Consider the following 26,603-nt stretch of genomic DNA (forward strand, 5'->3'; position numbering starts at 1 on the left):
CCCAGCATCTTAACCAGTTATGAAGAGACATGCATCCGGACTGAGCGGAAGAACATTGATTGGCCTGTTTACGCTCTTGGCCCTTTTTGCGGCAAGCGGGATACAGGCACAAAGCAAAGCGCCCCAGCAAAAAGCAGCGCAGAAATTTGTACACAAGGCCCCAGGCAACCCCTACCTGCCGCTGTGGGAGCACCTGCCCGACGGCGAGCCCCGGGTTTTTGAAGACCCCGATCGCCCAGGCAAGTACCGGGCTTACATCATCGGGTCGCACGACCTGCGGGTAACCAGCTATTGCGGCCCGGACATCCGCGCATGGTCAGCACCGGTGGAGGACCTGACCAGCTGGCGTGATGAAGGACCCATTTTTACCTACGAAATTGACGGGCAGTGGGACGTAATGTATGCCCCCGACCTGGTGGAGGTAAAACGGAAAGACGGCACCAAGGAATATTATCTGTATCCGCACAGCCGTGGCCCCAACCGCGAGGCAATGGTGTGCAAAAGCAGCCGCCCCGACGGGCCGTTTAAACCCATCAACCTGACGGAAGATGGCAAGCGTACGGTTCCGGGCAGCATCCTGGGTTTTGACCCGGCGGTGTATATCGAGTACGTAACTGACCCCAAAGATCCCGACTATGAGATCGGTTTCCGGGCCTATGGCTTCTGGGGTTTCCAGCGTTCGTCGGCTGCGCAGCTCGATCAAAAAACCATGTATTCGATCCGGCCCGGCACACAGCCCATCAGCTACCTGCTGCCCGCCAGCTCCCGCTATGGTGTGATCCGCGAACCGCAGGGCACACAATACCCGCAGATCTATCCCGGCGAAGACCTGGGCACTTTCAACTTTTTCGAAGCTTCGTCCATTCGAAAAGTGGGCAATAAATATGTAACCGTGTTCAGCGGCTACTCGGGCCCCGAGTATGGCGTGGGCAGCTCCAACTCCACCCTGCGTTATGCTTACGGCGATTCGCCGCTGGGCCCCTGGAAAAGCGGCGGCGTGGTGGTCGACTCCCGTGCGCCGGTGCTAAACAAAGACGGCTCCGCCGTGCAAACGACTTATTCAGGCCACAACACCCACGGCAGCATCGAGCTGATCAACAGCCAGTGGTATGTATTTTATCACCGTCCTCCGCGGGGTTTTGGCTATGCCCGCCAGGCAGTGGTAGCGCCGGTAACTGTAAAATGGGATGAAAAACCGGTGGCACAAGGCGGCACCGTTTCCATCCGTGGCTTCGATCCGTATGCGCCGGACAGCGTTTGGTCGGCTAAAGACAGCCAGGGCCGCGAATACAAAGGCGCCGAGGTAACCTCGGAAGGTTTTCATTTTTACGGGCTCGATCCTTACCAGTATTATTCGGCCGGTTATGCATCTTATCTGTCCGACAACAGCATCCAGAAAGATTCCTGGGACATTTGGGACAACCACATGCCGATTGAGCAAGTGAAAGCCGGCCACATTATTGGCTATAAATACTTTGGTTTTGGCGGACTGAAAAAAGCAGTGCATGGATTGAAGGCGTTTGAAGGCACATCGAAAGGCGCCAACACGCAGTTCAACCTTTTCCTGACACCGAAAACCGACAAGAGCTTTAAAGTGGCCGTTTGGTTGGATGGCCCCTGGGACAATGCAACCTGGAAAGGCAAAAAGATCGCCGAGATCGTGGTGCCAGCCAATGCTAAAAAAGAAGTAACGCAGTTTACTGCCAACGTAGCCCAACATGTAGATGGCCTGGATAAAAAACACGCGATCTTCCTGGTGGCCGATGGCCCCGAGTCGGAAGAATTGTTCAACCTGGCCGGTCTTGGTTTTAGCTCCAAGAAAAAGAAGATCGTTCGGCCGGTAGTGCCTACCGTGAGCATCCTGGTAAACGGGCAGCCGGTAACTATTCCTGCTACGCCGGTGCGTTCAACCAACGCCAATGGCATTGTGGGCTATGATATTTACGAAACAAGCTACCAGGTTCCTGCAGGCACCAACGGCGTTCCCAAGGTAACGGCGTCGTCCAACAACCCGAAAGTCAAAGTGTCGGTAACGCAGGCCGAGTCGGCAAACGGCACCGCACAGGTACAGTTCGACTACAACGGCATGGTGAAGACCTACCGGGTGGTGTATAAAAATTAAAGCAACGGCTGCCGCACAGCGGCTGTTACATTTCATTATCACAGAAACAAAAAGAGCAATTCTCCGGAATTGCTCTTTTTGTTTGCCCATACGGCAATATCTGCATTGTTAACCTTCCGCTTACATGGCACGACTTGTGTCTTTTACCTACAACCAAATGCACCTTCATTTGTAAAAAACGAGTACCGCAACAATTGCAAATACCGCTAAACAAAAGCCAATCATCCATGCGCATCATTTTATTCATCATAAGCATTTTCATCATGTCGAACGCAGCAGCACAGTTTTCGAAAAAAAGGGCCCTGTTCATTTTTGGCGATCCTAAAAGCGAAACGGTAAAAGAGCAACTGGCGTTGCTGAAAAAAGAAGCGGCCGGGGTGAACGACCGCGACTTGAACATAACAACCGTAGCCGGCGAAGAAAAACGGCTGAAAAAATACGAAGTGGCGCCCAACACTCCATTTACCATCATACTGGTGGGTAAAGACGGCGGTGAAAAATTCCGCTCCGAAAAACTGACGCAGCCATCGGAGCTATTCAACATCATTGATGCCATGCCCATGCGCCAGTCGGAAATGCGCCGCAACAAAAAGGAGCAATAGTTGCGTGGTAAAAAACATCTCTATCTAAAAGATTCATCAAGCATCCCCCCAGGTTTCACAGCACTTTCTCTCACCAGGCAAGTTGTCCAAGCGCCACTACCGTGCAGCTTGCAACCCTTCACGCCGATCGTTATCTTAACCGTTGAACTCCATTGCCCTCTTTATTTCAATCGCCAACATAATAGCATTGGCAAACAAAAATTCAAATGAACCCAATAAGCAATGTAACACAAGAAGTGATATTTATTTCCAACGGTGCGGGTCCACGTGTTGGCATCGCCGGCGGCATGTACCAGACCATTATTTCCGGAGCACAAACAGGCGGCAGCTATGCAATGATTCACATGCAGGTGCCACCCGGCGGCGGGCCTGCACCGCATGCCCACCCGCAGATGCAGGAGTCGTTTTATGTATTGGAAGGCACGGTTGAATTTATAACCGAAAAGGGCAGCCAGCTGGCGCAAAAGGGCGATTTTATCCAGATCCCGCTCAATGGGCCGGTGCATTGTTTCAAAAATAAAGGCAACGAAAATGCACGCCTCCTGTGCACCGTACTGCCTGCGGGGTTGGAAGCTTTTTTTGAACAAGCAGGCCAGCCACTGATCGATGGCGAGCCAAGCCCTGCACCGCAAATGGACGAGGCTGCGCAGCAAAGGATTGCAGCATTGGCAAAACAATACGGGCAAGTATTGTACCCGCCCGATTATTTCAGCAAACGCTGAAACGGCTACAAGTTGCCACAGGTAATTCGATATAAAACAATCAACCACCTGCTCAGCAAAGAATTTCGAAACGCAACAAGAGCCGCTCCGCCGGACGACCATATCACTTTTTACCAAAACCCGGAAATATTTGCGCAACTGCTGCAACGCTTTTTGCAGGCCAACGCCAAAGAACAATAGTAGCGGCCCTCCCCTTTTCAGCCACTGCACCGGCAGTTAATATCATTGGGTTTTTAGCTAAAATAAGCCCATAAAAAAACGGGTGCCTGGCCTAATTTCATGGCGCATTTTCCAAGCAATTTGTCGTTTACTAATAGATTGTTTTATAAATGCTTACCGGCAGTTGTAAAACAATATTTTGCTATAATGCAAGCCAACGGCAAAAGCAGGGAAATGCGCATCGAGCTAAAACGTTTGGAACCATCAATAAGCGGCCCGCATCGGGCCCTTTGTGAAATTTACTGACACATGAACATGCTTACCACCTTTTTTCGGATCACCCTCTTGCTCTTATTCATCGGCGTTGCACCGGCCAGCGTACGAGCCCAGAACGGCGACCAGATCCTCGACGGCATTGGCGAAACCGGCATGATTGCACGCTATGTTTTTAACGGCGATGCCCGCGACTGGTCGCGCAACAACCTGCATGCAAAGCTGCAGGGCAGCGGCGCCCAGTTTGTAACCGATACGCGTTTTGGCAAAGTACTATCGCTGCCCGGCGATGGCGGCTCTTTTGTGTCGCTCCCTGCCGAAGCGCTGCAGGACCTGGAGTCGATCAGCATTTCGGGCTGGGTACAACTGCGCTCTGCTGGCACCAGCCAGCCGCTGTTCGATTTTGGCCGCGACGGCGGACAGCATTTTTTTGCCACCCAAAACAGCACCAGTGGGCAGGATGGACTGCAGGCAGCAATTGCCACAGGCAAAGGCCCAGCCAAAGCCGCCGTTGCGCCGCCGCTGTCGCTGAACGAATGGGTACACCTGGCCATTGTAATTGATGTGCCCTCCAAAACACTCACTACTTACGTGGACAGCAAACAGGCAGGTGAAGCAAAAGGCATTGCACTGGAACTGACCGATGTGTTTGGTGCGCAGCCCTCCGATAAGCGTCAATTGTTGATTGGTAAATCCTTGCTGGCGGGCAATGCCAGCCTCAATGCGCTGGTGCACGATTTTCGTATTTACCGGGTGCCCCTGAGCCGGGCCCAGGTAGCCGGTATTTTCAGCAATGCACAACAGGGCATCAACCAGGGAGCCGTAAACACTACAGCCAAAAAAGAAGACGAGCTGCCGAAATTTTCACCAACCGAATCACAACTGTATAATGCTTACTTGGTGGGCGTCTCTGATGTGCAGGTGGAAACCGAAACCGGCCACCTGCCCCGTTTTCCCAGCCATGTTTCCGGCACTTATAAAGGCGGTGTGAAAGGCCCGCAGGTGCGGGTGATATGGCCTGCCGATGTGGACAATACCGCCGTTTTGAAACAGGGCAAATACACCGTAACCGGCCGCGTTGCCGGAACCAGTTTTGCACCCAAAGCAACCGTTGTTGTAAAAGACGCCGGCAAAAAAGCGGCGCCCAATGCAAAGCTCGAAGCATTCCACCTGAGCCAGGTTTCGCTGCAAACCGACGCACATGGACACGCCACTAAATTTGTGCAAAACCGCGATAAGTTTATCAACACGCTGGCTCAAACAGATCCCAACTCGTTCTTGTATATGTTTCGCCATGCGTTTGGTCAGCCGCAGCCCGAAGGCGCCAAGCCCTTAGGTGTGTGGGACAGTCGCGATACCAAGTTGCGTGGCCATGCCACCGGCCACTATCTTACGGCTATTGCGCAGGCCTATGCCGGCACGGGTTACGATAAAAACCTGCAGGAGGCTTTTGCGCAAAAAATGACCTACCTGGTCAACACACTGTACGACCTGTCGCAACTATCCGGCAAGCCCAAACAAGCTGGTGGCACGCATGTGGCCGATGCGAAAGCAGTGCCCCATGGCCCTGGCAAAACCGAATACGATTCGGACCTGAGCGATGCAGGCATCCGCACCGATTATTGGAACTGGGGCGCCGGCTATATCAGTGCCTATCCTCCCGATCAATTCATCATGCTGGAACAGGGCGCTAAATATGGCGGACAAAAAAACCAGATCTGGGCGCCTTATTATACACTGCACAAGATCATGGCCGGACTGATGGATGTGTATGAAGTAAGCGGCAACAAAAAAGCGCTGGACATAGCCGATAACATGGGTACCTGGGTGCATGGCCGCCTGAGCCAATTGCCCAAAGACACACTGATCAAAATGTGGAACACTTATATAGCCGGTGAGTATGGAGGCATGAACGAAGCCATGGCCCGCCTGTACCGCATTACCAAAAACGAGAGCCACCTGAAAACAGCGCAGTTGTTCGATAATGTAAAAGTGTTTTTTGGCGACACCGCCCATGTGCACGGACTGGCCAAAAACGTTGACCTGTTTCGCGGGCTGCATGCCAACCAGCATATCCCGCAAATTGTGGGCAGCATTGAGATGTATGCCGTGTCGAAGCAGCCGGAATACTACCGCGTGGCCGACAACTTTTGGCACAAAGCCGTGAACGATTATATGTACAGCATTGGCGGTGTGGCAGGTGCCCGCAACCCGGCCAACGCCGAGTGTTTTATCAGCCAGCCCGGCACCTTATATGAAAACGGCTTTTCATCGGGTGGGCAAAACGAAACCTGCGCCACTTACAACATGCTGAAGCTGACCACTAACCTGTTCCTGTTTGACCAGCGCGGCGAGTTGATGGATTATTACGAGCGGGGATTGTACAACCACATATTGGCATCGGTGGCGGAAAACAGCCCTGCCAATACCTATCATGTACCGCTGAAGCCCGGTTCAGTAAAGCAGTTTGGCAATCCCAATATGACCGGATTTACCTGTTGCAACGGCACTGCCATTGAAAGCAGCACCAAATTGCAAAACGCCATTTACTTCAAGAGCATAGACAACAATGCGCTGTATGTAAACCTGTATGTGCCTTCAACCCTCAACTGGACCGAACGCAACATTACCGTGGAGCAAACCACCAGCTTTCCTAAAGAAGAAGGCACGAAACTAACGGTAAGGGGCAATGGCAAATTTGATGTGCATGTGCGGGTGCCGTCATGGGCTACCAAAGGTTTTTTTGTACAGATCAATGGCCGCGAACAAAAGTTGGAGGCCAAACCCGGCAGCTACCTCAAGATCAGCCGCAACTGGAAAGATGGCGACGTGATCTCTATTAAAATGCCTTTCGGGTTTCACCTCGACCCGGTGATGGACCAACCCAATATTGCCAGCCTGTTTTATGGGCCGGTGCTGCTGGCGGCACAAGAGCCAGAGGCACGCAAAGAGTGGCGCACCGTAACGCTGGATGCAGCCGACATCAGCAAATCCATCAAAGGCGATGGGCAAAAACTGGAGTTCACCATCGGCGATGTGGTGTTCAAACCTTTTTACGACACCTACGGCCGCCACTCGGTTTATCTCGATGTGCGATTGAAATAAGCCCTTTGGGCAAAAGGTAAAAAGGGCCGTTGCATTTTAGTGCAGCGGCCCTTTTCTTTTTGCAAAAAAAATGCACTCCTCATTCGCCAGTACGGTCATGCCGCACCTGTTTCTGCAGCTTCACGATGATTATGCATTTTAAAAAGGAAGGCAGTCGTCCAAAGAAGCCTTTAAAGTGAAAATGTCATGCCGAACCAAGTTCGGCATGACATTTACCTGGTGCAAAAACATTTTGCAAACAAGTTTCTAACGAGGTTTTACTTCCCACACGGGCTTCCCAATCATCCGCCCCAATGAATGTGCAATCTTCCGGATCACCTGGTTGTGCACCTGGTTGCCGGAGGGTTCCACCTGCAGGCTACCATTCACCTCCCTGATCGTGCGGTCGCTGTCCAGTTGCTTTTCTATGTCGCCGTTCATAACGGTAACGCGGTACTCGGTGCCTTCGCTTTTTGGTTTACACAAAACCAGCGAGTAATGAAATGCTTCGCAAAACTCAAAACCAATAACAAGAAACCTGCTCATTGTTTATGTTTTAAGGTGAAGGAATATTGTTTCGATGCTGGTGGCGAACTGCTTAACGATGGCGGTGCCTGGGTTCGTAAATCAGGCGCATAAACGTGCTGAAGCGCTGGTTTTCGCGGCTGATGGGCACACCGGCCACAATGCCTATCATCAGGTTATCGGCCATGCTTAGCCGCAGTTGCGGACGGATGGTCATGTCGAAATCGCCATGCCCTACTTCTTTGTTGTACTCCACGCCAATAAAGTTGCGGGTGCCCGGTATCATGTAGTGGAAATTGGTGTTGATCTGCCACCTTGTGACTACACCGCTGTGATCGAAATGCTGCATGAAATACGGCCCGGTGTACAATAGCGTATGAACATTATTGCCCCACCTTTTTGCCGCCACAAAAAACGGGTTGTACACGTTGCCGGTCCACAAGGCTCCCTTGCCATAATCGGCAAACGGGCTCAATTCAAATTCGTGGATATATCCAAATGCCAGCGAGGTATTGAACCGCTCCGAAACCAGGAACGTGTATTGCCCCGCCAACTTCAAACTGTTTAGCCGGTTGCGCGGAATCGAATCCTTGTGCGTTTTTCCATTATTGCGGTAATAAAAAGTAAAAGGCAATTCCACTTCCAGGCCCAGCCGATCCACCGGCGCAAACTCGTATTCAACCAACGCTGAGTACCGGTCAAAGTCGTTGTTGTCGGTAAGGCCCAGGCCCACGTTCCACTCCTGCTCGCCTTTCCGTGCACCTAGGTCGCGGATGAGGTCAATATACAGGGGCTCAGCATGCAGCACTTTGGCCTTTTTTCCCTTGCTTTCTGTTTCCAAAATATACAGGCTATCGGTTTGCCGGTTGCGTTGCTGCAGCGTATCCTGTTCCTGTGCGCTGGCGGTTACAAACAAGAAAACAAAAAACACGGGAAGCAGGCAGCGCTTCATTTTTCCAAAAAAACACATGTTCAAAGCAGTTTGAAATATGGCTATGGGAGTGTGCAGTGAAGGGCACGCATTGCATCACATAGCTGCAAAACGGCAGGCATACAAGCCCAGGCCAATTTGGCGCATATGATCAATACGGTCACGCATCGACGGCACACTGCGTGGATTATGTTGCCGGCTTTGGCCTGCACGCAATACTAATGGCGGGGAAAAAGGATCAGGCCGCTTTTGGAGGCGGCGACACGGGGTCCTGGTGAACCGAAGCGTAACTGCTGGTGTAAATAGAAATATGCGTAGTATGATATGCCAGTGGCGGCAATTCGATAGCACTGCGCGGTTGAAAGAACAGCACGATTCCAGAAGTGGTGGAATCTACTTCCTCCTCGTCGCTTTCGGGCACATTATGATCGAACAGGCTTTCCGAAACAAGCTCGTAAACGCTTTCAATATCGTTAACCGAAAGGTCTTCGGTGGGCAAAACAGCGCCCTGACTGGTGCGGTAAATATCCGGCGGGTTGATGGATATATTGATCATTTGCAGGAGTAAAATCCAGCAAACAAAATGTTGTACAAAGCTTTTTATGTTTTGATACGACCGCACGAAGCAAATATATCGCGATGCATTTTAAGTGTGGTTAATATTGTGTTATACGCGGCTATATAGATGGGTAAAAATGAATAGAACGATTATCAATAAAAGAAAAGCGCATGATAGCAAACTACCGATGCGCTTGTGCCTTTAGTTTTTACCAATGGCCACTTCCATGATATTTGCCGGGCTTCCTTTGCCCCGCTCGTTGGAAATAAACACCCGCCCCGACGGATCAAAGGTGATGCCCTCGGGCTGCGCAAATTTTGAACCCAGGTCCTGGTCGGCCACAAGTTTGCCAGAGCCGTCCACAATCACCAGCCGCGATTTAGGCCCGTCCACCACGTAATAATGACCGGTTTTGGGATGAATGCCCAGCGCCGCCGGACGAATGCCTTTGCCTTTTTTGGCGCCGCCATTGGGTATGACCAGTACCGGCTTAGCAGCCAGGCCTTTTGTAGCCAGATCAAACGCATACACGCCTTTTCCATCTTTGTTGCCCGAAGGGTCTTTGTCCTTTGGCGCCAGCAACAAGCGGTTGTTATTTCGGTCAAACGTGAGGCCCTCGATATTATGGTCGGCCGATAGCGGCGTTTTGTACTCCGTCACCTTGGGCTGTGCGCTGTTGTAATTGGCCACTTCATACAACCTGCCATCCGACCGCACTACATAAGCCGTGTTGCCCGCCAGGGTAATGCCTTCGTAATCGCCGGAATCTGCAAACGGAATCTTTTTTTCAACCGTTGCATTGGCGGTGTTGTATATAAAAATAAATCCATCTTCATCCTGCACGCAGGCAAAGCGGTTGGCGGCAATCCATGCAATGCCCGAAACCTCCCGCAATTCATCGGGCAGGTTCCACTGCTGCACAATGGTTACATCAGCGGCAGCATTACGCTTTTTATTCTTGTCTTCCTTTATATGCGACGCATTGTTGCTCCGCTCCCCGCGTGCTTCACTTGCAAACAAATGCCCAATATCTTTCGAAAAGAACAACAGGAGTGCTGCTGCCAGCACTCCTGTTGTGATCAGCTTCCATTTCATATGTTCCTTTTTAGCCGTATCAATACCTGTTCCTGTTTCTTATTTTATTAGTCCCAATATGCCGTGTTGCTTTTTGCACCATTGGCATCAAACACCAGTTGCACATCTTTTTTACCACGCGGCGCTTCCAGCTCTACCTGATAAAAAATGGTGCCGGCTACTTCCACTTGTTCCATATCATCCAGCTCGTAGTCTTTATATTCCGCAGTGATGGCCTGTGCAATTCCTGCAGGCAATTGTGCTAGAGTAAGGTCGTGTTTCTGGCGGGTGATCTTCCCGGTTGCATCCACTTCCACGGTGTATTCCACGCTGTCTTGCGTAAACTCCGCTTCGTACATCTTGTCTTTTTTCTCCCAATCTATTTTGGTGGCACCGGCAAACTTCGCCTGCACTGCATTGGTTACAACCGATGGTACTTTATCGGCAGCAATATCCTGGCTGCATGCAGTAAGTGTAATTCCCAAAAATGCTACACAAATTCCTAAGAGCTTCATATCAATTTGTTTTTGTGGTTAAATGATAGTGCAAAGCTCCGGCCCAAATTTGGAAACATTTGGGAATAAGGCGGTGTAAGCGGGTGCAAAAACGTTAAAGAATTTTGAAGAAATAGCGCTGCACGGATGATGCTACTTTAGTTGAATGGTGAACACATGCAGGCCAGTATATGAATACTGTATAGTATAACCGTGCAGGTCGGCAATGGCCTTAAGTATGGCCAGCCCCAGCCCTGTTGAAGCCGCCGATGGATTCTTTTTATAAAACCGGGCAAACAATAAGGTCGTATCCAACGGCGTATCATCGCCGGTGTTTTCCACAACTACTTTTTTCTCGCCAATGCGGATGTGTACGCTGCCGCCGGCGTGGTTGTGCACCAGCGCATTTTTAATCAGGTTGGTAAATAAAATAGTGGCCAGGCCGCGGTTGATGTGCACCACGCAAGGTGCCTCATCTGTTATGACAATGGTGATATTGCTGAACTGCGCCTGGTCGGAAAAATCCTCCACCAGCTGCCGCACCAGCCCATTTATATCCACCGTTTCGGTATCGTTAAACTGTTTGTTTTCTATGCGCGACAACAGCAACAGCGACCGGTTGAGCCGGGTCATTCGCTCCAGGTGATCCAGCGCACTGCCCAGGAGTTGCAGTTCTTCTTCATTCATGTGGCCCCGGTCTGCCAACGATTCCAGCTTGTTGATGCTGATGGCGAGTGGCGTTTGCAGTTCATGCGCTGCGTTTTCTATAAACTGCTTCTGGCTGTTGTACGCCAGCTTATTCCGGTGCAGCAATGCCGTGATGTTTTCATTCAATAGCCTGAATTCTTCAATCCGTGTTGGTGCCGTGTTGATATTGCTTTGCGCATCAAGCTGGTACTTTTTTAACTGTTGGAGCAAATGATAAAACGGTTTCCAGATGCGGCCCAGTAAAAATTTGTTTAGCAGAATAATGGAAAGCACCAGCCCAAGAAACAGCCACAGCAAGGAGTAGAGCAGTTGCGCCACCAGGTCGTCTTCTTCAACCATTGAGGTAATTACCTGCAATTGGTAATAGCCGCCATTTTGCCGAAACATAGTGGTAAGCATCCGAACCGGCTCGTTGTCATCTTCGTTTTGCATGTACAACGAAGTGTCTACATATCGATCGGTAAAGTTGATGCCAGCTGCAGGCGATACCTGCTTAATTGAATACCCGCTTTCCCTGAATGCACTATGCTGCAGCACAGTACTATCAAATGCTGCACGCTGTATGATGAGTTGTTTTTGATTGTCGAGCCCATCGTCGATGCTGTCGTAAATTTCGTTGAGCAGCGCAAAATAAAAGATGGTTGCCCACACCGAAATGAGCAACACCAATGCGGCAACAAACCATGCGGTAGTGATGTTTTGCAACTTCATGCGGTTAGTTTATACCCAATGCCGTACACGGCTTGTATTTCCACTTCGGCACCGTGCTCTCTTAATTTTTTGCGCAGGTTTTTTATTTGCGAGTACACAAAATCAAAACTGTTGGCTTCATCAATCCGATCGCCCCACACATGCTCGGCCAGCGCATTTTTATGCACCAGCCTGTTTTTATTGATGGCCAGGTACAGCAACACGTCAAACTCTTTGCGGTTAAAACTCATCGGCGTTTCATCCACTTTAGCCCACCGGTCAATGGGATCGATTACGAGGTTGTTGAGGGTGATTTGGCTGCTGCCGTTCAGTGTATTGCGCCGCAGCACCGACCGCACCCTGGCGTGCAGCTCGGCCATGTGAAAGGGTTTGGCCAGGTAATCATCAGCGCCGAGGTTGAGGCCGGTGATCTTGTCTTCCAGCGAATCTTTTGCCGACACAATGATCACACTGCCCTCCTTGCCTTCCCTCTTTAGTTGGGCCAGTAGCTCAAGTCCGTTGCCGCCGGGCAGGCCAATATCCAGCAAAATGCAATCGTACTCATAAACCATTATTTTATCCAGCGCCGCATCGAAGTTCGCCGCTGTTTCCACGGTGTAACCTTCCTGCTGCAGTGATTGCACCAGACCGTTGCGCATATCCTCTTCATCTTCGATCACCAGTATTTTCATAACAAGGTTACTCTGTAAATTTCCAGGCCAGTTCTGTGAAGAGCCGGAAATTGGACCATCACAAAGAGCCCGTCGATTATCATTCCATGGTAAAGAAACATTGCCAACTGGAAATTTAGTTGCGCTGCTACAAACCTTTATAGATGAAATGAATTGCTGTGCATATATTCATCGTGGTACTCTAATGTGACAATAAACACTACCGGCAATAGCAACGAAATAGTTTTAATAAGTAAAGGGTAATAATAACTTCAAAGCATTATTGCTATTGACATAGAAACATAATCATTATGTTGCCGCAAATAGTAGCAAAACAAAAAATTGCCATGCTATTCCGCACATATAAAAATGAATACTCAATTATTAAAAAATGTTAAAAGGGCATGGCATTTCATTACAGGCATAATTGTTGGCAAACCACTCCCATTCTTAATCAACCACCAGGTTGATGGCAGGTCAACCGGTTATTTATTCATTTAAAAATCTAACGGTATGAAAAATACGAAACTGGCCTTGTTAGGTCTTGTAATGGCATCTGCAGGTATCCTTTCTTTTGATACTTTTCAGAAAGTAGGCATCAAAGGCAAGGTAACCCCGGCCGAAAGTGCAAAGCAGGCCTGGGCCATTTCTGCAACGGATACATTGAAAGCAACAATTACTGATGGCGCTTTCCAGTTCAGTGATGTACAGGAAGGTGTATACCGGATTATTGTAGAGGCAAACGCACCTTATAAGCATGCTGCAAAAGACAGCGTGGTGGTGAAGGCTGCCGAAACAACTGATGTAGGCGAGATTGCACTGCAGCAGTAAGCACCGAAAACAAAAGCAGCAGGCAACTGCTGCTTTTGTTTTTAGTATAATAATTCTGGGAAAATTCTTTTATACTATATAGCTTCCACTTTTTTGCTCCTGCAAAAACCCAATAATATCTCAGCTTAGTTATCATCATTTCCTATTATTCTTTCCGCTGTCGCCATTGTAGATATTTGCATCTGCACGCCATCGACCAAGGCCCCTTTCAATTGTTCCCGGTTTAAGCAGGCATATGTTTTGCCTACGCTTACCGCAACCTTTTATTTTTTAACAAGAAAGGAATAAATATGAAAAGATTGTTGACCGCAGCATTTGCAGTGGCATTGCTGAGTTGTAATAACGATAGCGGCGAAGGGGATGCAATGACCACCGATACGAGTAACACAATGATGCAGGATACCGCGACCAGTTATCCCGGCGATGATACCACCGCCCTGAACGTTGGCGCCGCACAACCGGTAGATTCTGCCAACAGCCTGCGGGAGCCCATGCCACCCGAGCCCGGCGCCAGCCGCAGTGGTGTGAAGTATAAAATAAACGGCGGCGATACCCAGCAACAACAATAAGGGCACAAGGTTTAGCTGCTAAGGAATAGTATTACAAAAGCGCATGCAAGGCATCAATCCATGCATGCGCTTTTGTGCGTTGATGGAATGCTTGCTTCCGTTTATTCAGCAATAAAAAAACCTTTGTAGCAACGCATGAATATGTATGCGGCTACAAAGGTTTTTTACTGACTGCTTTCACTTAACTCAATCTTCCGCTTCTTCTTTCAGCGACTGCATATCGATAACATAACGGAAACGCACCTCACCTTCCTGCATTTTTTTGAATGCCTTGTTGATGTCCTGTATGGGAATCATTTCTACTTCGGGCATGATGTTGTGCTCGGCGCAAAAGTCAAGCACTTCCTGTGTTTCGGCTATGCCGCCAATAAGCGAAGCCGACAGGCTGCGCCGTTTCATGGCCACTTCCATGTTTACCACCGGCTTTTTATACGGCCCCAATAAACCCACCGTAACAATAGTACCGTCGCGTTTGAGCAGGCTCACATAAGGGTTCACATCAAAGGGATCGGGGATCGTAACCAGGATCAGGTCGAACGAAGCTTCTGCCGCAGTCATCGCGTCTTTATCTTCCGACAATAATATGTTGTGGGCGCCCAGCGCTTTTGCTTCGCTTTCTTTTTCCTTGCTGGTGGTGATCACCGTAACCGATGCCTCCATGGCCTTTGCCAGTTGCACACCCATATGGCCCAGTCCGCCAAGGCCCACAATGGCCACCTTGCTACCGGCGCCTACTTTCCAGTGGCGCAGCGGTGAATAGGTAGTAATGCCGGCACACAAAATTGGTGCGGCACGACTGATATCTAGTGCCTCGGGTATGCGCAGCACAAAAGATTCTTTTACCACGATGTTGTTGGAATAGCCGCCAAATGTGTTGGTACCATCGGGTTTGATGGGGCCGTTGTAAGTTGCGGTCCAGCCCTTCGGCCCTTCGCAGTATTGCTCCAGTCCATCACTGCACGAGGGGCAGGTGCCACAGGAGTCGATCATACAACCCACACCCACAATATCGCCCGCCTTGTATTTAGTTACCGATGCACCGGCACTCACCACCCGCCCAATGATCTCATGGCCGGGAATACAGGGATACACGGTATTATCCCAGTCGTTGGCCACCTGGTGCAGGTCGGAGTGGCACACGCCACAATACAATATATCAATGAGCACCTCGTCGGCGCCGGGTGCCTGCCGCTCAAAATCAATGGGCTTCAGGCGGGTAAAAACGGAGTTCTTGACTCCATAACCCCTGCTTTTGATCTGTTCCATGCTTTGTATTTGGTAAAATGAAGCGCACCGATGGTGCAGGGGTATGCTGTCAAAAATGCGCCCAAGATGATTGGTAGCGAGTTAGGCGCATTTTGTTCGATACTACACCAACTTGTGGGCAACAATCATCCAACAAAACGGACCTATTGGGGTAATGGCTCAGGTAACCGTGCTGCAAGTGTTGTGGCAATAGGACAACAAAAAAGGTGTAAGTGGTGGTGGATACGAAGATTGAAAATCGCGTATAGCTACATGCATTGAAGGCCGCAGTCCGCTAAATTTTTCTGTTGCAAAATTCCAATCAGAGAAAAGCACCGCGGTTGGTGCCTATTGGTTTTTACAAAAAATGTATTGCGTTATTGTGCAGCTTTTTCAGTTTGTTGCTCCACTCTAAAGAGCACAATTTGCTTGATCAGGTCGAACGGCATGGGCTGGTTGAGCGGGAACTGCACCGAACCCCTCCCCTGTTTGTAGGGCGCCAGTTCAGCTTTGAATGCCTCGTGGCCGGTTGGCGTGGCGTAAAAACCAATGTGCTTTTTAAACGCAGCAAAATAAACCAGCGGCTTGCCGCCCATTTTGTAAGCCGGCATGCCGTACGCAATACCTTCCGTTGCACCAGGCGAATGGGTAGTGATCACGGCCCGCACCTGTTGCAGCAATGCCTGTACCTCATCGTTAAACATGCTGATGTATTCGTCAACCGTTTTGATGTCCGTATTCATGCGTTTCATGGCGGTGTTCATGGTCTCAATGTTTTAGGCTAAGCCCTTTGCAGGCTGGTTACACAATTTTTTTGAAAAAATTTCACGCAACAGATTTCGCTGTTCGGTCACACTTGCCCCGAATGTTATCATCCACTCAATGCAGAAGCCGCTGCGGAAAACGCCAAAGTAGTGGCGTTCTGTTTTGAGTTCAAACCTAGCTGTTTGTTCTAAAATAAAGGGGTTGCAACTGCGACGAAATAGGGGCCGTTTCCGACTGCATAGCAGCTGCACGTAACTGCTGCATCCCGTTTACCTAAATATAGACACTTGCCGCAGTAAAATCTTAGCATACAAAAAGGGCACTACCAGCAGGTAATGCCCTTTTTTATTTTGGTAAAATGATAATGTTAATCCAACGTTAGGCCGCCTTTGCTTTCAGGAAGCGGTTTACTTCCAGCCAGTACATAAACGCATCAAACCAACGGTTGCTGGTACGGTCGGGGTTGCCCAGGCCAAAGCCATGGCCACCGTTTTGGTACAGGTGAAACTCCACCGGGATGCCCGCTTTGTGCCAGGATTCGATCACGCCAAACTGCCCGCGAAACAGGAAGTCGTCGGTAGCAATAACGTTGAACATGGGCGGTGCATTTTTGGGCACATCCACAGGGCCCATGCCGCCATACACCGGCCCGATAAAGGCCAGCTTCATGGTTTTGGAGTTGAGCGTAGCGTGCATGGTGAGGCCGGCGCCGGCCGAAAACCCGATCATGCCGATCCGGGCAGTATCCACGCCCCATTCTTTAGCCCGTTTGATGATCATGGCATAAGCCGCTTCGGCATCGGCCAGCTGGTTCGACAGGTCGAGCTGCTGTGCTGCTGCCGGTGCTGCGCCACCGGTTGGGTTGGGCGTAGCTGCAGGGCGGGGCCGGTTCATCCAATCGGTAAAATCTTCCAGTTTTTCCGGCGTTGGGTGCAGCCGATATTTAAGCACAAAAGCGGCAATGCCTTTGTCGGCCAGCGCCTGTGCCACTTCCCAGCCTTCGTTACCCAGCGACAGCCAGCGGTAGCCGCCACCCGGCGCCACAATTACAGCAGTGCCATTGGCCTTGCCGGGCTTGGGTAAAAACGGGGTAAGCGTGGCTGCGGTAATGTTGCGGGCCATTGGGTCGCCCCACTGCTTGAACCAAGTTTCCTTGGCGGGCTGGTTGGCCACGCCACCGGTATTGAGCGGAATGGCATTTTTCTCCACCGGTGTTTCCATCGGGTAAATGGTTCCGTCCTGCGCCATAGCCGGTGCGGAAAGGCTCAGCGCGGCTGCTACAACGAGGGCAGCAGCAAAGTTTTTTCTTGTGTACGTCATGAAGGAGGTTTGCAGGTTTGAAATTTAAAAGTATGGGGTGTTGATGTTAGCAAACGTTATAGGTTCGTGGTCTGCTGGCCGACTTTGTCTAGCCGGGTGATGCATTGTTGTGTTCTTTCACATGGCGGCCCAAAGCGAAGTTGGCAAACCCGGCAGCGCAATAACAGATTGTAAAGCAATAGAAACGGCCTATTGTAGTGTGGCAAAAAATGTGAAAAAAGGAGCACAAATGTTGAACGATTCGGTAGTTGAGTCCGGACTATAATTTTGGTGGTGGCTTGTGTACAGAGTTGCTGTTGATTCGCTAAAAATTTTACTTGCTTGTTCTGTTCGTCATCGGTGCAGCCGTTGCACTTAAATGTTTATAAAAATGATCGCGGCGAATTTGTGCAACCCGTGCCCGTGCCCGGAATCTCGCCACACATCCCTGCACAAAGCCTACAACATAGACCCGGGCGGAACAGGAAAAATTTGGCTGAAACGAGCTTACAAACGCATTAAGATCACCGGCCGCCTGGTTAACCTTTCCCCCAAATAATAACAAAAGACCGTGTACGATCGCCCTTTTCACCATTGAAAACAAGCACAGCTAAACATTTGTGCTACTAAAAAGCCCCGTACTTGCCCCGCACATCCTGCCGATGGCGGACTTTTGTTCGGATCCATACCTTAAATTGCTGACGGCTTGCCAACTCATCAGCAATTGGGCGTGGGTCACGCACCAAACCAATACGATCATTGACTCAATTTTTTTGTAAACCAAGTTCATGAAGCATTTATTTACTTTCGCCGCATGTGCCTGCCTCCTATTATTTGCCCCAACCCTTTTTGCACAAGATGCCGTAGCACTCAGCCCCGATAAGCAACTGCAACTGACCGTATCGGTTGCAGATGGCAAACCGGTGTATTCCGTTACCTATATGGGCAAAAAAATGTTGGACGCTTCGCCACTGGGTCTGACCACCAACGAAGGCGATTTCAGCACCGGCATGAAGTACCTGGGCAAGACGGAAGATGTGGTTAATAAAACTTACAGCGAGGAAAAAATTAAAAAGTCGCAGATACAATACACCGCCAACAAACTGACCTGCCTGTTTGAAAATGCGCAGCAAAAAAAGATCAGCATCGTGTTCCAGGTAAGCAACAATGATATTGCTTTTCGCTACGAGCTGCCCTCCTGGGGCGAACGCATGGCCTGCGTGGTGGAAAGGGAAGCCACCGGCTACCGGTTTCCCTCCGTTACCACCACTTTTCTGTCCAACATGATGAGTCCCATGACCGGCTTTGCCCGCACCGCACCCAGCTACGAAAGTGGTTATGTTGCCGATGCGCCCATGACCCGTACCAACCGCAACGGGGAAGGTTTTGTATTTCCCGGCCTGTTTCGCGTGGGTAACGATGGCTGGGTGTTGTTGTCGGAAACCGGCGTGAGCAGCCTGTACCTCGCGTCGCATTTAAGCGAATACAAAGATGGCTTGTACACCGTCGACTATCCCAATCCAAAAACCAACAACGGCTTTGGCTCGTCTACGGCGGCCCTCGCCCTTCCCGGCGTTACACCCTGGCGCACCATAACGGTTGGGGCTACCCTAAAACCCATCGTGGAAACCACGATCCCGTTTGATGTGGTGGAACCATTGTACGAAGCATCGCAAAAATATAAGTATGGAAAATCGACCTGGAGCTGGATCCTGTGGCAGGACAACAGCATGAACTATGACGACCAGGTGAGGTTCATCGACCTTGCCGCCGCCATGAAATACCAGTACATCCTGATGGATGCGCTTTGGGATAAAAACATTGGCAAGGAGCGCATGAAGGAGTTGATTAAATATGCCCGTTCGAAAAAAGTTGAGGTGTTTTTGTGGTACAATTCCAACGGCCCCATCAACGATGCACCACAGGGACCGCGCAACAAAATGTACACCACCATTGAGCGGAAAAAGGAGATGAAATGGCTGCGCGAAGTAGGCGTAAAAGGTTTGAAGGTTGACTTTTTTGGCGGTGATAAACAAGAAACCATGCGGCTGTATGAAGACATCCTGTCCGACGCCAACGATTACGGCCTGATGATCATTTTCCATGGCTCTACGCTGCCGCGGGGCTGGGAACGCATGTACCCCAATTTTGTGGGTGCCGAAGCCGTGGTAGCATCCGAGATGCTGGTGTTTGTGCAGGGCGTTCGGGAAGCAGAAGCATACAACGCAACCATGCATCCGTTCATCCGCAACACGGTGGGCAGCATGGAGTTTGGCGGCGTATTGCTGAACAAGTACCTGGTAAAAAGCAACCAGGGCCGCAACCAGCGCCTCACTACGGATGCATTCCAGTTGGCTACGGCAGTGCTGTTTCAAAACCCCGTACAGATGTTTGGCCTGACGCCCAATAACCTTACCGATGTGCCCGCTTTTGCCATCGACTTTATGAAAACGGTGCCTACCACCTGGGATGAAACCCTGTACATTGACGGCTATCCCGGTAAGCATGCCGTGATTGCACGGCGCAACAAAGCGCAATGGTATGTGGCCGGTGTGAATGCAGGCAAAGAGCCGCTCAAATTAAAGCTGAACCTGCCTATGCTTGCGGGCAAGAAGGTGCGGTTGTATGGCGATGATGCTAGCAAAGCGCCCATTATGAAAGAAGTAATCGTAGATAAAAACGGCGCAGTGGAAATAGAAATGCAGGCAAGCGGTGGATTTGTGATCAAATAGTACTATGCCTGCGGAATTGGAGGTTTCCAATTTCTACGGGGTCTCGCCACAGGCTATGCACTTCGCCTGCAGCGAAGACCCGGGGCGGACAACTAATAAAAAAGCCGGTCTCATTAGTTTGAGACCGGCTTTTATGTTTTTTAATCCTACGGTTAAGGCGATTACTTTTTGACCACCTATTTGTCCAGTTGTTGCCGCACTCCTACCATGGAATAGCTCCGGTTTCGGGGTTGGTTTCTTCACTAAAGTATTGTCCCGTCGGGCCGCTCTGGTCAATGAGGGCATACTTCACCACACGGGCCGCGGCGTCTTCAACGGTGCCGGTTCCCTGGTGGTTGTTGAAATCGGTTTTGGTATAGCCCGGGTCCACCACGTTTACTTTAAACGCTGTATCCCGCAGCTCGTAAGCAAGCGTAACGGTGTACATATTCAAGGCCGATTTGGAAGAAGAATAAACAGCAAACTTTGCATGGTGGTAAAACGGCCACGCGGGATTGCTTTGCAGCGATAGCGAACCCACGCTGGAGCTCACATTCACAATCCTTGGCTCGGGGGATTTTTGCAACAGATCAAAAAATGCCTGCGTTACCCGCACCACGCCAAACACATTTGTTTCATACACTTGTTTGAAATTGTCGATGGAAGCGTCCAACGCTTTTTGCGGCATCACACCGCTGATGCCTGCATTGTTGATCAGCACATCCAGCACCGGTGTTTGTGCACCAATGGTTGCCCGTGCCGCAGCCACCGATTGGTCGTTGGTTACATCCAATTCAATGGCGGTTACATTGTTCAGCCCTTCGGCTTGCAATGCCGCCACCGCTTGCTGCCCGTTTTCCAAACTGCGGCTTCCTAAATAAACATAATAGCCTTGTTGCAACAGTTGCCTGACCGCCTCAAATCCAATGCTCCTGTTTGCCCCGGTAATCAATATTGTTTTCATTGTTGCTTGTTTTTATTAGGGCACAAAAATGAGCTGCGCAAAAATGGAATCGTTTGCCATTTGGCAAAAAGCGGTTTACTGTATATTTTTTCGGATGCGGCTGAGTGATGATTGGGTAATGCCCAGGTAAGAAGCGATGTATGCCAGCGGCACACGGTTCACGATGTTGGGATAAATTTCGAGGAACTTCAGGTAGCGCTCCGTAGCATCTTCGGTTACCAGCGGGCTTCTGCGCTCTACTTTCTGGATCAGGGCTTTGGCCACCATGCGGTGTACCATGGCATCCCAGCCAATGATGGTATTGAGCAGTTCCTGCCAGTCCCTTTTATTAAAACAAAGCAGCGTACAATCGGTAATGGCCTGCACATACGCCGAGGAGCAAATCTCGTTGTCGAAGCTCTCAATGTCGACCACAAGATTGTTTTCGTCGATAAAATACTTGGTGATCTCTTCGCCCTTGTTGTTGTAATAACATACCCGCACCACGCCTTCCAGTACAAAACCAACCTGCCGGGAAATCTTGCCTGCTTCGGAAAAATACTGGTCCTTGCGCAGCTCCAGCACAAATGATTTGCTGGTGATCAGCTCGGTTTGTTGGTGGTTGAGGTTGCCAAACTGCAGCACGTAATTGATAAAGGCATTCATGTTTGCAAGTTAGCCGAAGTTGGGGCTGCCCTATTTGCCATTTGGCAAAAAGTCAGCAAGGCATGATACTGGCCTTTTCCGCCCGGGGTCTCATATGTCCGCCCGGGGTCTTCGCTGGAGGCCTTGTGCATAGCCCTGTGGCGAGACCCCGGGCAACCCACCAGACACATTACTTAAGCGATGAAAACAACGCTGTCAAGTCCGCAACATTTCTAAAGTCAACATCATGTTGGCTCAGGTACCGATCAATCTGCGCCGTCCTGGAAGGAAACGCTTTGGACAGATTCTTTTTCGTAGCCGGTAAATAGCGCCCCTGCGCATCCGCAAAAAAATATTGCGACCGCAGCGTCAGCGTAATTTTTTCATTCACCTTCAGGCTGCGCGATACACCGCCGGTGCGGTCGGTTAAATTATCGTACGATGAGATGGCCGACAGCGAAGTAAATTGGTTGTAAGCGCCCATCTTTTCGCGGTTGGTGAGGAGGTACACCTGTTGTTTTAACAGTTTACCAAACGCATGTTCCGATACCAGTTCATAGTATACATCCTGGTAAAAATAAGTATGGCTATCCACCACAATTCTGTCAATAGTGGCCAGCAGTTCTTTACCAATGACCAACGTATCGCCTTTCGGCCCGACAAATTCGAGGTTGCCACTCAGGTTGTTGTAATTGAGCAGCGCTTCAGTTTCGGTGCCATTGCGGTACAAAACCTTGCCCACTGTAAACTTCGGGTGCTGGTAGATCTTTTCCGGCGTCAATACTTCCGACACGACGGCGCCTACGGGGATGACAATTTCCGGGGCATTCTGACCGGCCACCGCTTTTACCAGCAGCACCAAAACAAAAACGAAGTAAGTTTTCATAAGCCTGTTTTTTTATGGAACGAGTAGTTGGTTGCTATGCTTAAATATTGTTTGTGCATCCTTACGCTGCGGCGTTGTTGGCTGATGCGCTTTTGCGTTGCACAGGGCTGCAGCGAAGACCCCAAGCGGACCGCGAACTTAACTCCGTGGCTTCAAGCCAACAGGCACTTGCAGGTCGCCTTCGTCGTACATATTGAGGTATAAAATGGCCGTATCCTTACACCCTTCCCAATACACTTTGTAGATGTCGAGCATACCAACATTATCAAAACCGTTCGGCGTTTTAAAGCCACAGCAACTACCCCTTCTTTTGTATTGGACCTGTTCGCCGCCAGGACCAGCAAGACCGTTCAAAAACCTTCTTTCATTGGCCACGCCACTCAGGAACTTGCCACCCACTTTTACGGGGTTGGATTGGCTGTAACCATAGGTCTTATCGGTTGCAAGTTCTTCGAGCTTGTACGATTGTTCATCTAAAAAAACCACCTCCTTTGTTCTGGTATTACCGGATGTAGCTTCGGTTGCTTTAGCGCCTTGTGCCCGCTTGTTAGCAGAACATGCACTTAACAAAATGGCGCAGATCATCAATGCAGTAAAAGTTCTCATATACAGTTGGAATTATTGCTTTGGTTTGTCATTCGTTTATGTAGATCATACTGGAAGCGAACCAGGCACACTGTTGCCATTGCGGGTGTGGTGCTGTTGCGCCGCAAATAGGTTGTACAGCTTTTTATTGCGGGCACTGCGGGTGGCTATATAATACACAAAACCCATATGCCCTACCACCGACAGCAAACCCACAGCCGGATCGGGCTGGGTGCCCGCGGTGTAGAGGGCATAAATGCAGCCACCGATGCACAACAGGATATTGCCCCATTTGTCTCTTGGATCATCGGGTGGCAGCTTGCTCAATAGTGGGCTCATAGTGGTAAACAAATAACCCGCAATGGGCGAAAACAGGATGGAGAAAAACAGCGTCCAACGGAAGTCAATGCGGCGTTTGGCGCCAGGGATTTTTGCAATGAAATAGCCTGCAATGATGTAGGCCAGCAGCATGACCAGGTAGAGACTTTCGGTTGACATGGGCAGTTAGGTGGTTGAAATGATGGGTAGCACTAAATTAAACAAATCGGGTGGAAAAAGCTGCGTTTGGCCTCGCCGCTTTTAGTGTGTAGTGATGGAAAGTTGCAGCAGTCCATTAAAAGCCTCGGCGTTCGCCAAAAGAGGTTGATGACAAAGCGGGAATGATCACCATTTTGCTTTTGGTTTCCTTTGGTGGCCTTGAATATCGCCTGCAGCTTTAATGTTGGACAAATCTGAAAAGACCTTAAACTGAATAAAAGCAAAAACCCACTGATTAATAAATAACAATATTTATAAATCAGTGGGAGGTAATGAGTTAAGATCGAACAGCAGGTTACAACATATTTGATCTTTTAGTTTATAATACTTCTACCCAATGTTTAGGATAATTAAACTTAATAAAAATTTCGACAAAAAGTTCTAATCGTTGGAATTTAAATTTCATCTAAATTCCACGATACGAACCAAGCTTTATTCTGTTTTGACTGGCGAATCCTGTGAATTTTTCAAGAACCCAACTCCTACAACCCTAGCAATTATTTCATCAACTAAGTTCCCATAAACGGCTCTCGTTTGACTCGATTGTTTTGATTCCATTAATTTAAGATAATTCAAAAACTTGTGAACAGAATCCTTTCTACCGAACATGTTGCGTTTTCCCTTTTCACTTGAAAATGGGAAAGAGCTGACAATATTTTCAAACTCGTTTGAATCGAATATGGGAGTATCTTGGAGAACTAGGTCAAGGTAGTGGAACCAATATATTATCTGCTTTAAATAGTAGTGCCCCTTGGCGGTCAACGAGATATTGAATTCGTTTGGTAGGTCTACCCAGTCAACATCGGACAATTGCTCATCCGTCTCGATCAAAGAAGATTTTATCAGACTAGTCAAAGCGGAATTAATTGTATTAATTCTATAGCCTAGCGCACTAAGCTTTTCAACTATCACTTTATGGCTTATAAGCTTTTCAGTATAACTACGCAACCTAATTGCCTCCTCGAGATCTCTAAGAATGTACAACTTGACAAAATGATCTGTTGAATCAACCGGAGGGGTGAATAAATTATAAACTATACTTATTTCTGAATTGTAGTAATGTCTGTTTCTTAAAGCTATTGACTTAAAAAATTCGTGAATCGGAATTGTAGAATGTGAACTTCGTTGCTGGCTCCTATATTTTTCTCTCAAAATATATTCATCAACATTGGTGTGTCCTGAAGTAAGAAATGATTTAAAAATCCTAAGTCCCTCTCTGATATTTGGGTACGTCGTAAAATTTAAGAAGTCAATTAAGCCTGTGTTTTCCTCTGAAAATATGGAATTTTTCAACCCTGACAAGAACGCCACGATGTATTCTGAAGAAAATTCAAAGTTGATTCCCTTTTGATTTGAACCTTTGACTTTTTTATCTAAAGCAGCAGCCTTTTCGATAGCGAAATCGATCCTTTTCTGTAATACCTCGGAATACTTTGGCGCGGTGATATGGTAAACATTGCTCTCATATGCATCAAAGGGCGGTGAATTCTGCCATCGATAATAATACCCCTCCCGCAATGAAATTACAGTTCCACACAGGGTTGATTTTGTCAATGAATGTGCGAAAAGAAATAGTTGTTCTTGGATTGGATCTTTGAATTGATCCGCGTTATCTATTATTACAATTAATCGTTTTCGGCGTTCTCGAATGAGATATTTAGAAAGTTTTTCCAAGTGGGAAAATGGATCGCTTTTACTCTGCTCAAGAAAAACAGCTAACTTATCATTATATGCCCCACTGTTATTAAATTTATCATACTCCCAAATGCTTTCATCATTACGTCTAATTTCTTTAAAATAAATTCGCTTAAGCACCTTCATAGAGTGAAGTGCTAAATCATCATATTTATTGTAAATACTTTCAAGGATCTCTTCGGCTATTTCTTTTGGTTCAAAAAATGACCTCCCCTCAAAAAATTTTCGAAAATCTATATAAATAATAAAATGATTTTCTAGCTCTTCGTCTTCCAGTCTATACTTGAACAAATGGTTGATAAATGTCGTCTTACCTGCGCCCTTAGAGCCTATAAGTATTATCGGTTTTGGAGGATAATTATTCTTAACATTTATCTCATCATCATCAATTTCATCTTTAATTTGATTCGCAATGCTAATACTATTTATTGCCGGAATGACATTATTTAATTGCGGTGCATAGTCACCAAAAAGTCTTTCTATTTCGCTTTTATTCTTCTTCGTCTCTTCGTTTTCTACGAAACACCTTTTGATAAATTCTTCATCGTCTTCTCTTTCTTCACTAAATATTTCACCGAATATTTTATCAATTATAGGTGTAATACTTGCACTAAGTGAGTTTCTAATAAGCTCTTTATCCTTGTCGACGATTGAATTTAGAATTGTACGAGAATCAATGTTAGAGATTGGAAGGTCAAACTTAAATCCCCCGTAATTTATGATGGCAAAACGCGATATATTTTCAAAAAATTCGACAAAACGCCTTTCTATATCATCTACACCGTCGAAAATGAGGCATTGATTTTCCATCCAAGATGTGCCATCTGTATTGAACACCTTTAACAATATAATTTGATAACCATTTGTAAGTATCCCGTACGGTATACCGACATCTAATCCGTAGTTTCTTATTTGATCTATCAAAGCCTTATTACTTTTATATAAAGCTTTTAATGAGGCTTTTTTGTGATTTTTGGGTAAAGAAAATTCCTTGAATTGTCTTTTTGCTTCAACTATAAAGTGAATACCTGGAATTGATATTTTATAATCATAATATCCGGAATCCACATGACCTTCACGTCGAATATCCTCTTCAGTCCAACCTAGTACTTTAATTAAAAGATAGTCTATCAATTTAGATCTCGTATCTGATTCGCTGATATCCTCACCCGTGAGAACAGTAAGATTTCTCTTATAATCTTCAAAAGCTGTAAGTGATTGGTCAAGTGGCGTCATAACTGGAAGTTTTGTTAAGGAAGTTTTACAAGTAATTATTGT

Annotated in this window: 24 protein-coding genes; 8 read left to right on the plus strand and 16 right to left on the minus strand. The window is 48.3% G+C overall.

Annotated elements, in window-relative coordinates:
• The first annotated feature begins 19 nt into the window (after positions 1-19).
• From EPD17_RS15840 to EPD17_RS15855, 5 genes are all read left to right on the plus strand, one after another.
• Complete coding sequence (locus EPD17_RS15840; RefSeq protein ID WP_204743186.1) at positions 20-2,122, plus strand: glycoside hydrolase family protein; 2,103 nt, start codon at positions 20-22, stop codon at positions 2,120-2,122.
• Between the two features lie 227 nt (positions 2,123-2,349).
• A complete protein-coding gene (locus EPD17_RS15845) occupies positions 2,350-2,724 on the plus strand; it encodes a DUF4174 domain-containing protein (RefSeq protein ID WP_132055575.1) in 375 nt (124 codons plus the stop codon).
• A gap of 206 nt (positions 2,725-2,930) precedes the next feature.
• Entirely contained in the window at positions 2,931-3,446 is a 516-nt protein-coding gene (locus EPD17_RS15850) for a cupin domain-containing protein (protein ID WP_132055576.1), read from the plus strand.
• A gap of 12 nt (positions 3,447-3,458) precedes the next feature.
• Positions 3,459-3,626 (plus strand): hypothetical protein, encoded by a 168-nt coding sequence (locus EPD17_RS20015; protein ID WP_165929634.1) that lies wholly within the window; start codon positions 3,459-3,461, stop codon positions 3,624-3,626.
• 288 nt (positions 3,627-3,914) lie between these two features.
• Positions 3,915-6,983, plus strand: a complete 3,069-nt coding sequence (locus EPD17_RS15855) for a beta-L-arabinofuranosidase domain-containing protein (RefSeq protein ID WP_204743188.1) — start codon at positions 3,915-3,917, stop codon at positions 6,981-6,983.
• Positions 6,984-7,229: 246 nt separating this feature from the next.
• On the opposite strand, the gene EPD17_RS15860 is transcribed toward EPD17_RS15855, so the two are convergent.
• The 7 genes from EPD17_RS15860 to EPD17_RS15890 form a co-directional block, all read right to left on the minus strand.
• A complete protein-coding gene (locus EPD17_RS15860) occupies positions 7,230-7,508 on the minus strand; it encodes a hypothetical protein (RefSeq protein ID WP_114236702.1) in 279 nt (92 codons plus the stop codon).
• A gap of 52 nt (positions 7,509-7,560) precedes the next feature.
• Positions 7,561-8,457 carry an HAEPLYID family protein gene (locus EPD17_RS15865; RefSeq protein ID WP_204743190.1) on the minus strand — a complete coding sequence of 299 codons (897 nt, stop codon included), beginning with the start codon at positions 8,455-8,457 and terminating at the stop codon, positions 7,561-7,563.
• A gap of 199 nt (positions 8,458-8,656) precedes the next feature.
• Positions 8,657-8,974: a hypothetical protein gene (locus tag EPD17_RS15870; protein WP_132055577.1), complete on the minus strand. Its 318-nt coding sequence runs from the start codon at positions 8,972-8,974 to the stop codon at positions 8,657-8,659.
• A 204-nt stretch (positions 8,975-9,178) separates the two neighbouring features.
• Positions 9,179-10,072: an SdiA-regulated domain-containing protein gene (locus EPD17_RS15875; protein WP_132055578.1), complete on the minus strand. Its 894-nt coding sequence runs from the start codon at positions 10,070-10,072 to the stop codon at positions 9,179-9,181.
• Positions 10,073-10,119: 47 nt separating this feature from the next.
• Positions 10,120-10,566: a PepSY-like domain-containing protein gene (locus EPD17_RS15880; protein ID WP_132055579.1), complete on the minus strand. Its 447-nt coding sequence runs from the start codon at positions 10,564-10,566 to the stop codon at positions 10,120-10,122.
• A 132-nt stretch (positions 10,567-10,698) separates the two neighbouring features.
• Positions 10,699-11,964: a sensor histidine kinase gene (locus tag EPD17_RS15885; protein ID WP_132055580.1), complete on the minus strand. Its 1,266-nt coding sequence runs from the start codon at positions 11,962-11,964 to the stop codon at positions 10,699-10,701.
• Positions 11,961-12,635, minus strand: a complete 675-nt coding sequence (locus tag EPD17_RS15890) for a response regulator transcription factor (protein ID WP_132055581.1) — start codon at positions 12,633-12,635, stop codon at positions 11,961-11,963. The genes EPD17_RS15885 and EPD17_RS15890 overlap by 4 nt, the downstream gene beginning before the upstream one ends.
• A gap of 492 nt (positions 12,636-13,127) precedes the next feature.
• Here EPD17_RS15890 and EPD17_RS15895 point away from each other — a divergent pair, with 492 nt between their 5' ends.
• Both EPD17_RS15895 and EPD17_RS15900 read left to right on the plus strand, forming a co-directional pair.
• Positions 13,128-13,445 (plus strand): peptidase associated/transthyretin-like domain-containing protein, encoded by a 318-nt coding sequence (locus EPD17_RS15895; protein WP_132055582.1) that lies wholly within the window; start codon positions 13,128-13,130, stop codon positions 13,443-13,445.
• A gap of 290 nt (positions 13,446-13,735) precedes the next feature.
• Complete coding sequence (locus EPD17_RS15900; protein WP_132055583.1) at positions 13,736-14,014, plus strand: hypothetical protein; 279 nt, start codon at positions 13,736-13,738, stop codon at positions 14,012-14,014.
• Between the two features lie 186 nt (positions 14,015-14,200).
• Here the strand turns inward: EPD17_RS15900 and EPD17_RS15905 are convergent, their stop codons facing one another.
• The 3 genes from EPD17_RS15905 to EPD17_RS15915 all read right to left on the minus strand — a co-directional run bounded on the left by EPD17_RS15905 (position 14,201) and on the right by EPD17_RS15915 (position 17,344).
• Positions 14,201-15,280 (minus strand): NAD(P)-dependent alcohol dehydrogenase, encoded by a 1,080-nt coding sequence (locus EPD17_RS15905; protein ID WP_132055584.1) that lies wholly within the window; start codon positions 15,278-15,280, stop codon positions 14,201-14,203.
• A gap of 356 nt (positions 15,281-15,636) precedes the next feature.
• Positions 15,637-16,023 (minus strand): iron chaperone, encoded by a 387-nt coding sequence (locus EPD17_RS15910; protein WP_240040645.1) that lies wholly within the window; start codon positions 16,021-16,023, stop codon positions 15,637-15,639.
• Positions 16,024-16,402: 379 nt separating this feature from the next.
• Positions 16,403-17,344: an alpha/beta hydrolase gene (locus tag EPD17_RS15915; protein WP_132055585.1), complete on the minus strand. Its 942-nt coding sequence runs from the start codon at positions 17,342-17,344 to the stop codon at positions 16,403-16,405.
• Between the two features lie 767 nt (positions 17,345-18,111).
• Here EPD17_RS15915 and EPD17_RS15925 point away from each other — a divergent pair.
• On the plus strand, positions 18,112-20,055 hold the full coding sequence (locus tag EPD17_RS15925) for a glycoside hydrolase family 97 protein (protein ID WP_132055586.1): 1,944 nt from the start codon (positions 18,112-18,114) through the stop codon (positions 20,053-20,055).
• A gap of 202 nt (positions 20,056-20,257) precedes the next feature.
• On the opposite strand, the gene EPD17_RS15930 is transcribed toward EPD17_RS15925, so the two are convergent.
• From EPD17_RS15930 to EPD17_RS15955, 6 genes are all read right to left on the minus strand, one after another.
• Positions 20,258-20,998 (minus strand): SDR family NAD(P)-dependent oxidoreductase, encoded by a 741-nt coding sequence (locus EPD17_RS15930; protein ID WP_132055587.1) that lies wholly within the window; start codon positions 20,996-20,998, stop codon positions 20,258-20,260.
• A gap of 75 nt (positions 20,999-21,073) precedes the next feature.
• Entirely contained in the window at positions 21,074-21,643 is a 570-nt protein-coding gene (locus tag EPD17_RS15935; RefSeq protein WP_132055588.1) for a Crp/Fnr family transcriptional regulator, read from the minus strand.
• A gap of 169 nt (positions 21,644-21,812) precedes the next feature.
• A complete protein-coding gene (locus EPD17_RS15940) occupies positions 21,813-22,508 on the minus strand; it encodes a hypothetical protein (protein ID WP_132055589.1) in 696 nt (231 codons plus the stop codon).
• A 138-nt stretch (positions 22,509-22,646) separates the two neighbouring features.
• Positions 22,647-23,114, minus strand: a complete 468-nt coding sequence (locus EPD17_RS15945) for a hypothetical protein (RefSeq protein WP_204743192.1) — start codon at positions 23,112-23,114, stop codon at positions 22,647-22,649.
• A 45-nt stretch (positions 23,115-23,159) separates the two neighbouring features.
• Entirely contained in the window at positions 23,160-23,591 is a 432-nt protein-coding gene (locus EPD17_RS15950) for a hypothetical protein (protein WP_132055590.1), read from the minus strand.
• Between the two features lie 471 nt (positions 23,592-24,062).
• Positions 24,063-26,561, minus strand: a complete 2,499-nt coding sequence (locus tag EPD17_RS15955; RefSeq protein ID WP_132055591.1) for an AAA family ATPase — start codon at positions 26,559-26,561, stop codon at positions 24,063-24,065.
• Positions 26,562-26,603: the final 42 nt, after the last annotated feature.

The organism is Pseudocnuella soli, from assembly GCF_004347775.1.
GTDB classification, from domain to species: domain Bacteria; phylum Bacteroidota; class Bacteroidia; order Chitinophagales; family Chitinophagaceae; genus Flavisolibacter; species Flavisolibacter aquaticus.

Excerpts from the sequence above, each read along its gene's own strand:
- EPD17_RS15875 (WP_132055578.1), bottom strand. The coding sequence starts at position 10,072 with ATGAAATGGAAGCTGATCACAACAGGAGTGCTGGCAGCAGCACTCCTG.
- EPD17_RS15840 (WP_204743186.1), top strand. The coding sequence starts at position 20 with ATGAAGAGACATGCATCCGGACTGAGCGGAAGAACATTGATTGGCCTG.
- EPD17_RS15860 (WP_114236702.1), bottom strand. The coding sequence starts at position 7,508 with ATGAGCAGGTTTCTTGTTATTGGTTTTGAGTTTTGCGAAGCATTTCAT.
- EPD17_RS15940 (WP_132055589.1), bottom strand. The coding sequence starts at position 22,508 with ATGAAAACTTACTTCGTTTTTGTTTTGGTGCTGCTGGTAAAAGCGGTG.
- EPD17_RS15880 (WP_132055579.1), bottom strand. The coding sequence starts at position 10,566 with ATGAAGCTCTTAGGAATTTGTGTAGCATTTTTGGGAATTACACTTACT.
- EPD17_RS15850 (WP_132055576.1), top strand. The coding sequence starts at position 2,931 with ATGAACCCAATAAGCAATGTAACACAAGAAGTGATATTTATTTCCAAC.
- EPD17_RS15910 (WP_240040645.1), bottom strand. The coding sequence starts at position 16,023 with ATGAACACCGCCATGAAACGCATGAATACGGACATCAAAACGGTTGAC.
- EPD17_RS15900 (WP_132055583.1), top strand. The coding sequence starts at position 13,736 with ATGAAAAGATTGTTGACCGCAGCATTTGCAGTGGCATTGCTGAGTTGT.
- EPD17_RS15930 (WP_132055587.1), bottom strand. The coding sequence starts at position 20,998 with ATGAAAACAATATTGATTACCGGGGCAAACAGGAGCATTGGATTTGAG.
- EPD17_RS15905 (WP_132055584.1), bottom strand. The coding sequence starts at position 15,280 with ATGGAACAGATCAAAAGCAGGGGTTATGGAGTCAAGAACTCCGTTTTT.
- EPD17_RS15890 (WP_132055581.1), bottom strand. The coding sequence starts at position 12,635 with ATGAAAATACTGGTGATCGAAGATGAAGAGGATATGCGCAACGGTCTG.
- EPD17_RS15915 (WP_132055585.1), bottom strand. The coding sequence starts at position 17,344 with ATGACGTACACAAGAAAAAACTTTGCTGCTGCCCTCGTTGTAGCAGCC.
- EPD17_RS15885 (WP_132055580.1), bottom strand. The coding sequence starts at position 11,964 with ATGAAGTTGCAAAACATCACTACCGCATGGTTTGTTGCCGCATTGGTG.
- EPD17_RS15945 (WP_204743192.1), bottom strand. The coding sequence starts at position 23,114 with ATGAGAACTTTTACTGCATTGATGATCTGCGCCATTTTGTTAAGTGCA.
- EPD17_RS15845 (WP_132055575.1), top strand. The coding sequence starts at position 2,350 with ATGCGCATCATTTTATTCATCATAAGCATTTTCATCATGTCGAACGCA.
- EPD17_RS15855 (WP_204743188.1), top strand. The coding sequence starts at position 3,915 with ATGAACATGCTTACCACCTTTTTTCGGATCACCCTCTTGCTCTTATTC.
- EPD17_RS15950 (WP_132055590.1), bottom strand. The coding sequence starts at position 23,591 with ATGTCAACCGAAAGTCTCTACCTGGTCATGCTGCTGGCCTACATCATT.
- EPD17_RS15925 (WP_132055586.1), top strand. The coding sequence starts at position 18,112 with ATGAAGCATTTATTTACTTTCGCCGCATGTGCCTGCCTCCTATTATTT.
- EPD17_RS15935 (WP_132055588.1), bottom strand. The coding sequence starts at position 21,643 with ATGAATGCCTTTATCAATTACGTGCTGCAGTTTGGCAACCTCAACCAC.
- EPD17_RS15895 (WP_132055582.1), top strand. The coding sequence starts at position 13,128 with ATGAAAAATACGAAACTGGCCTTGTTAGGTCTTGTAATGGCATCTGCA.
- EPD17_RS15870 (WP_132055577.1), bottom strand. The coding sequence starts at position 8,974 with ATGATCAATATATCCATCAACCCGCCGGATATTTACCGCACCAGTCAG.
- EPD17_RS15865 (WP_204743190.1), bottom strand. The coding sequence starts at position 8,457 with ATGTGTTTTTTTGGAAAAATGAAGCGCTGCCTGCTTCCCGTGTTTTTT.
- EPD17_RS15955 (WP_132055591.1), bottom strand. The coding sequence starts at position 26,561 with ATGACGCCACTTGACCAATCACTTACAGCTTTTGAAGATTATAAGAGA.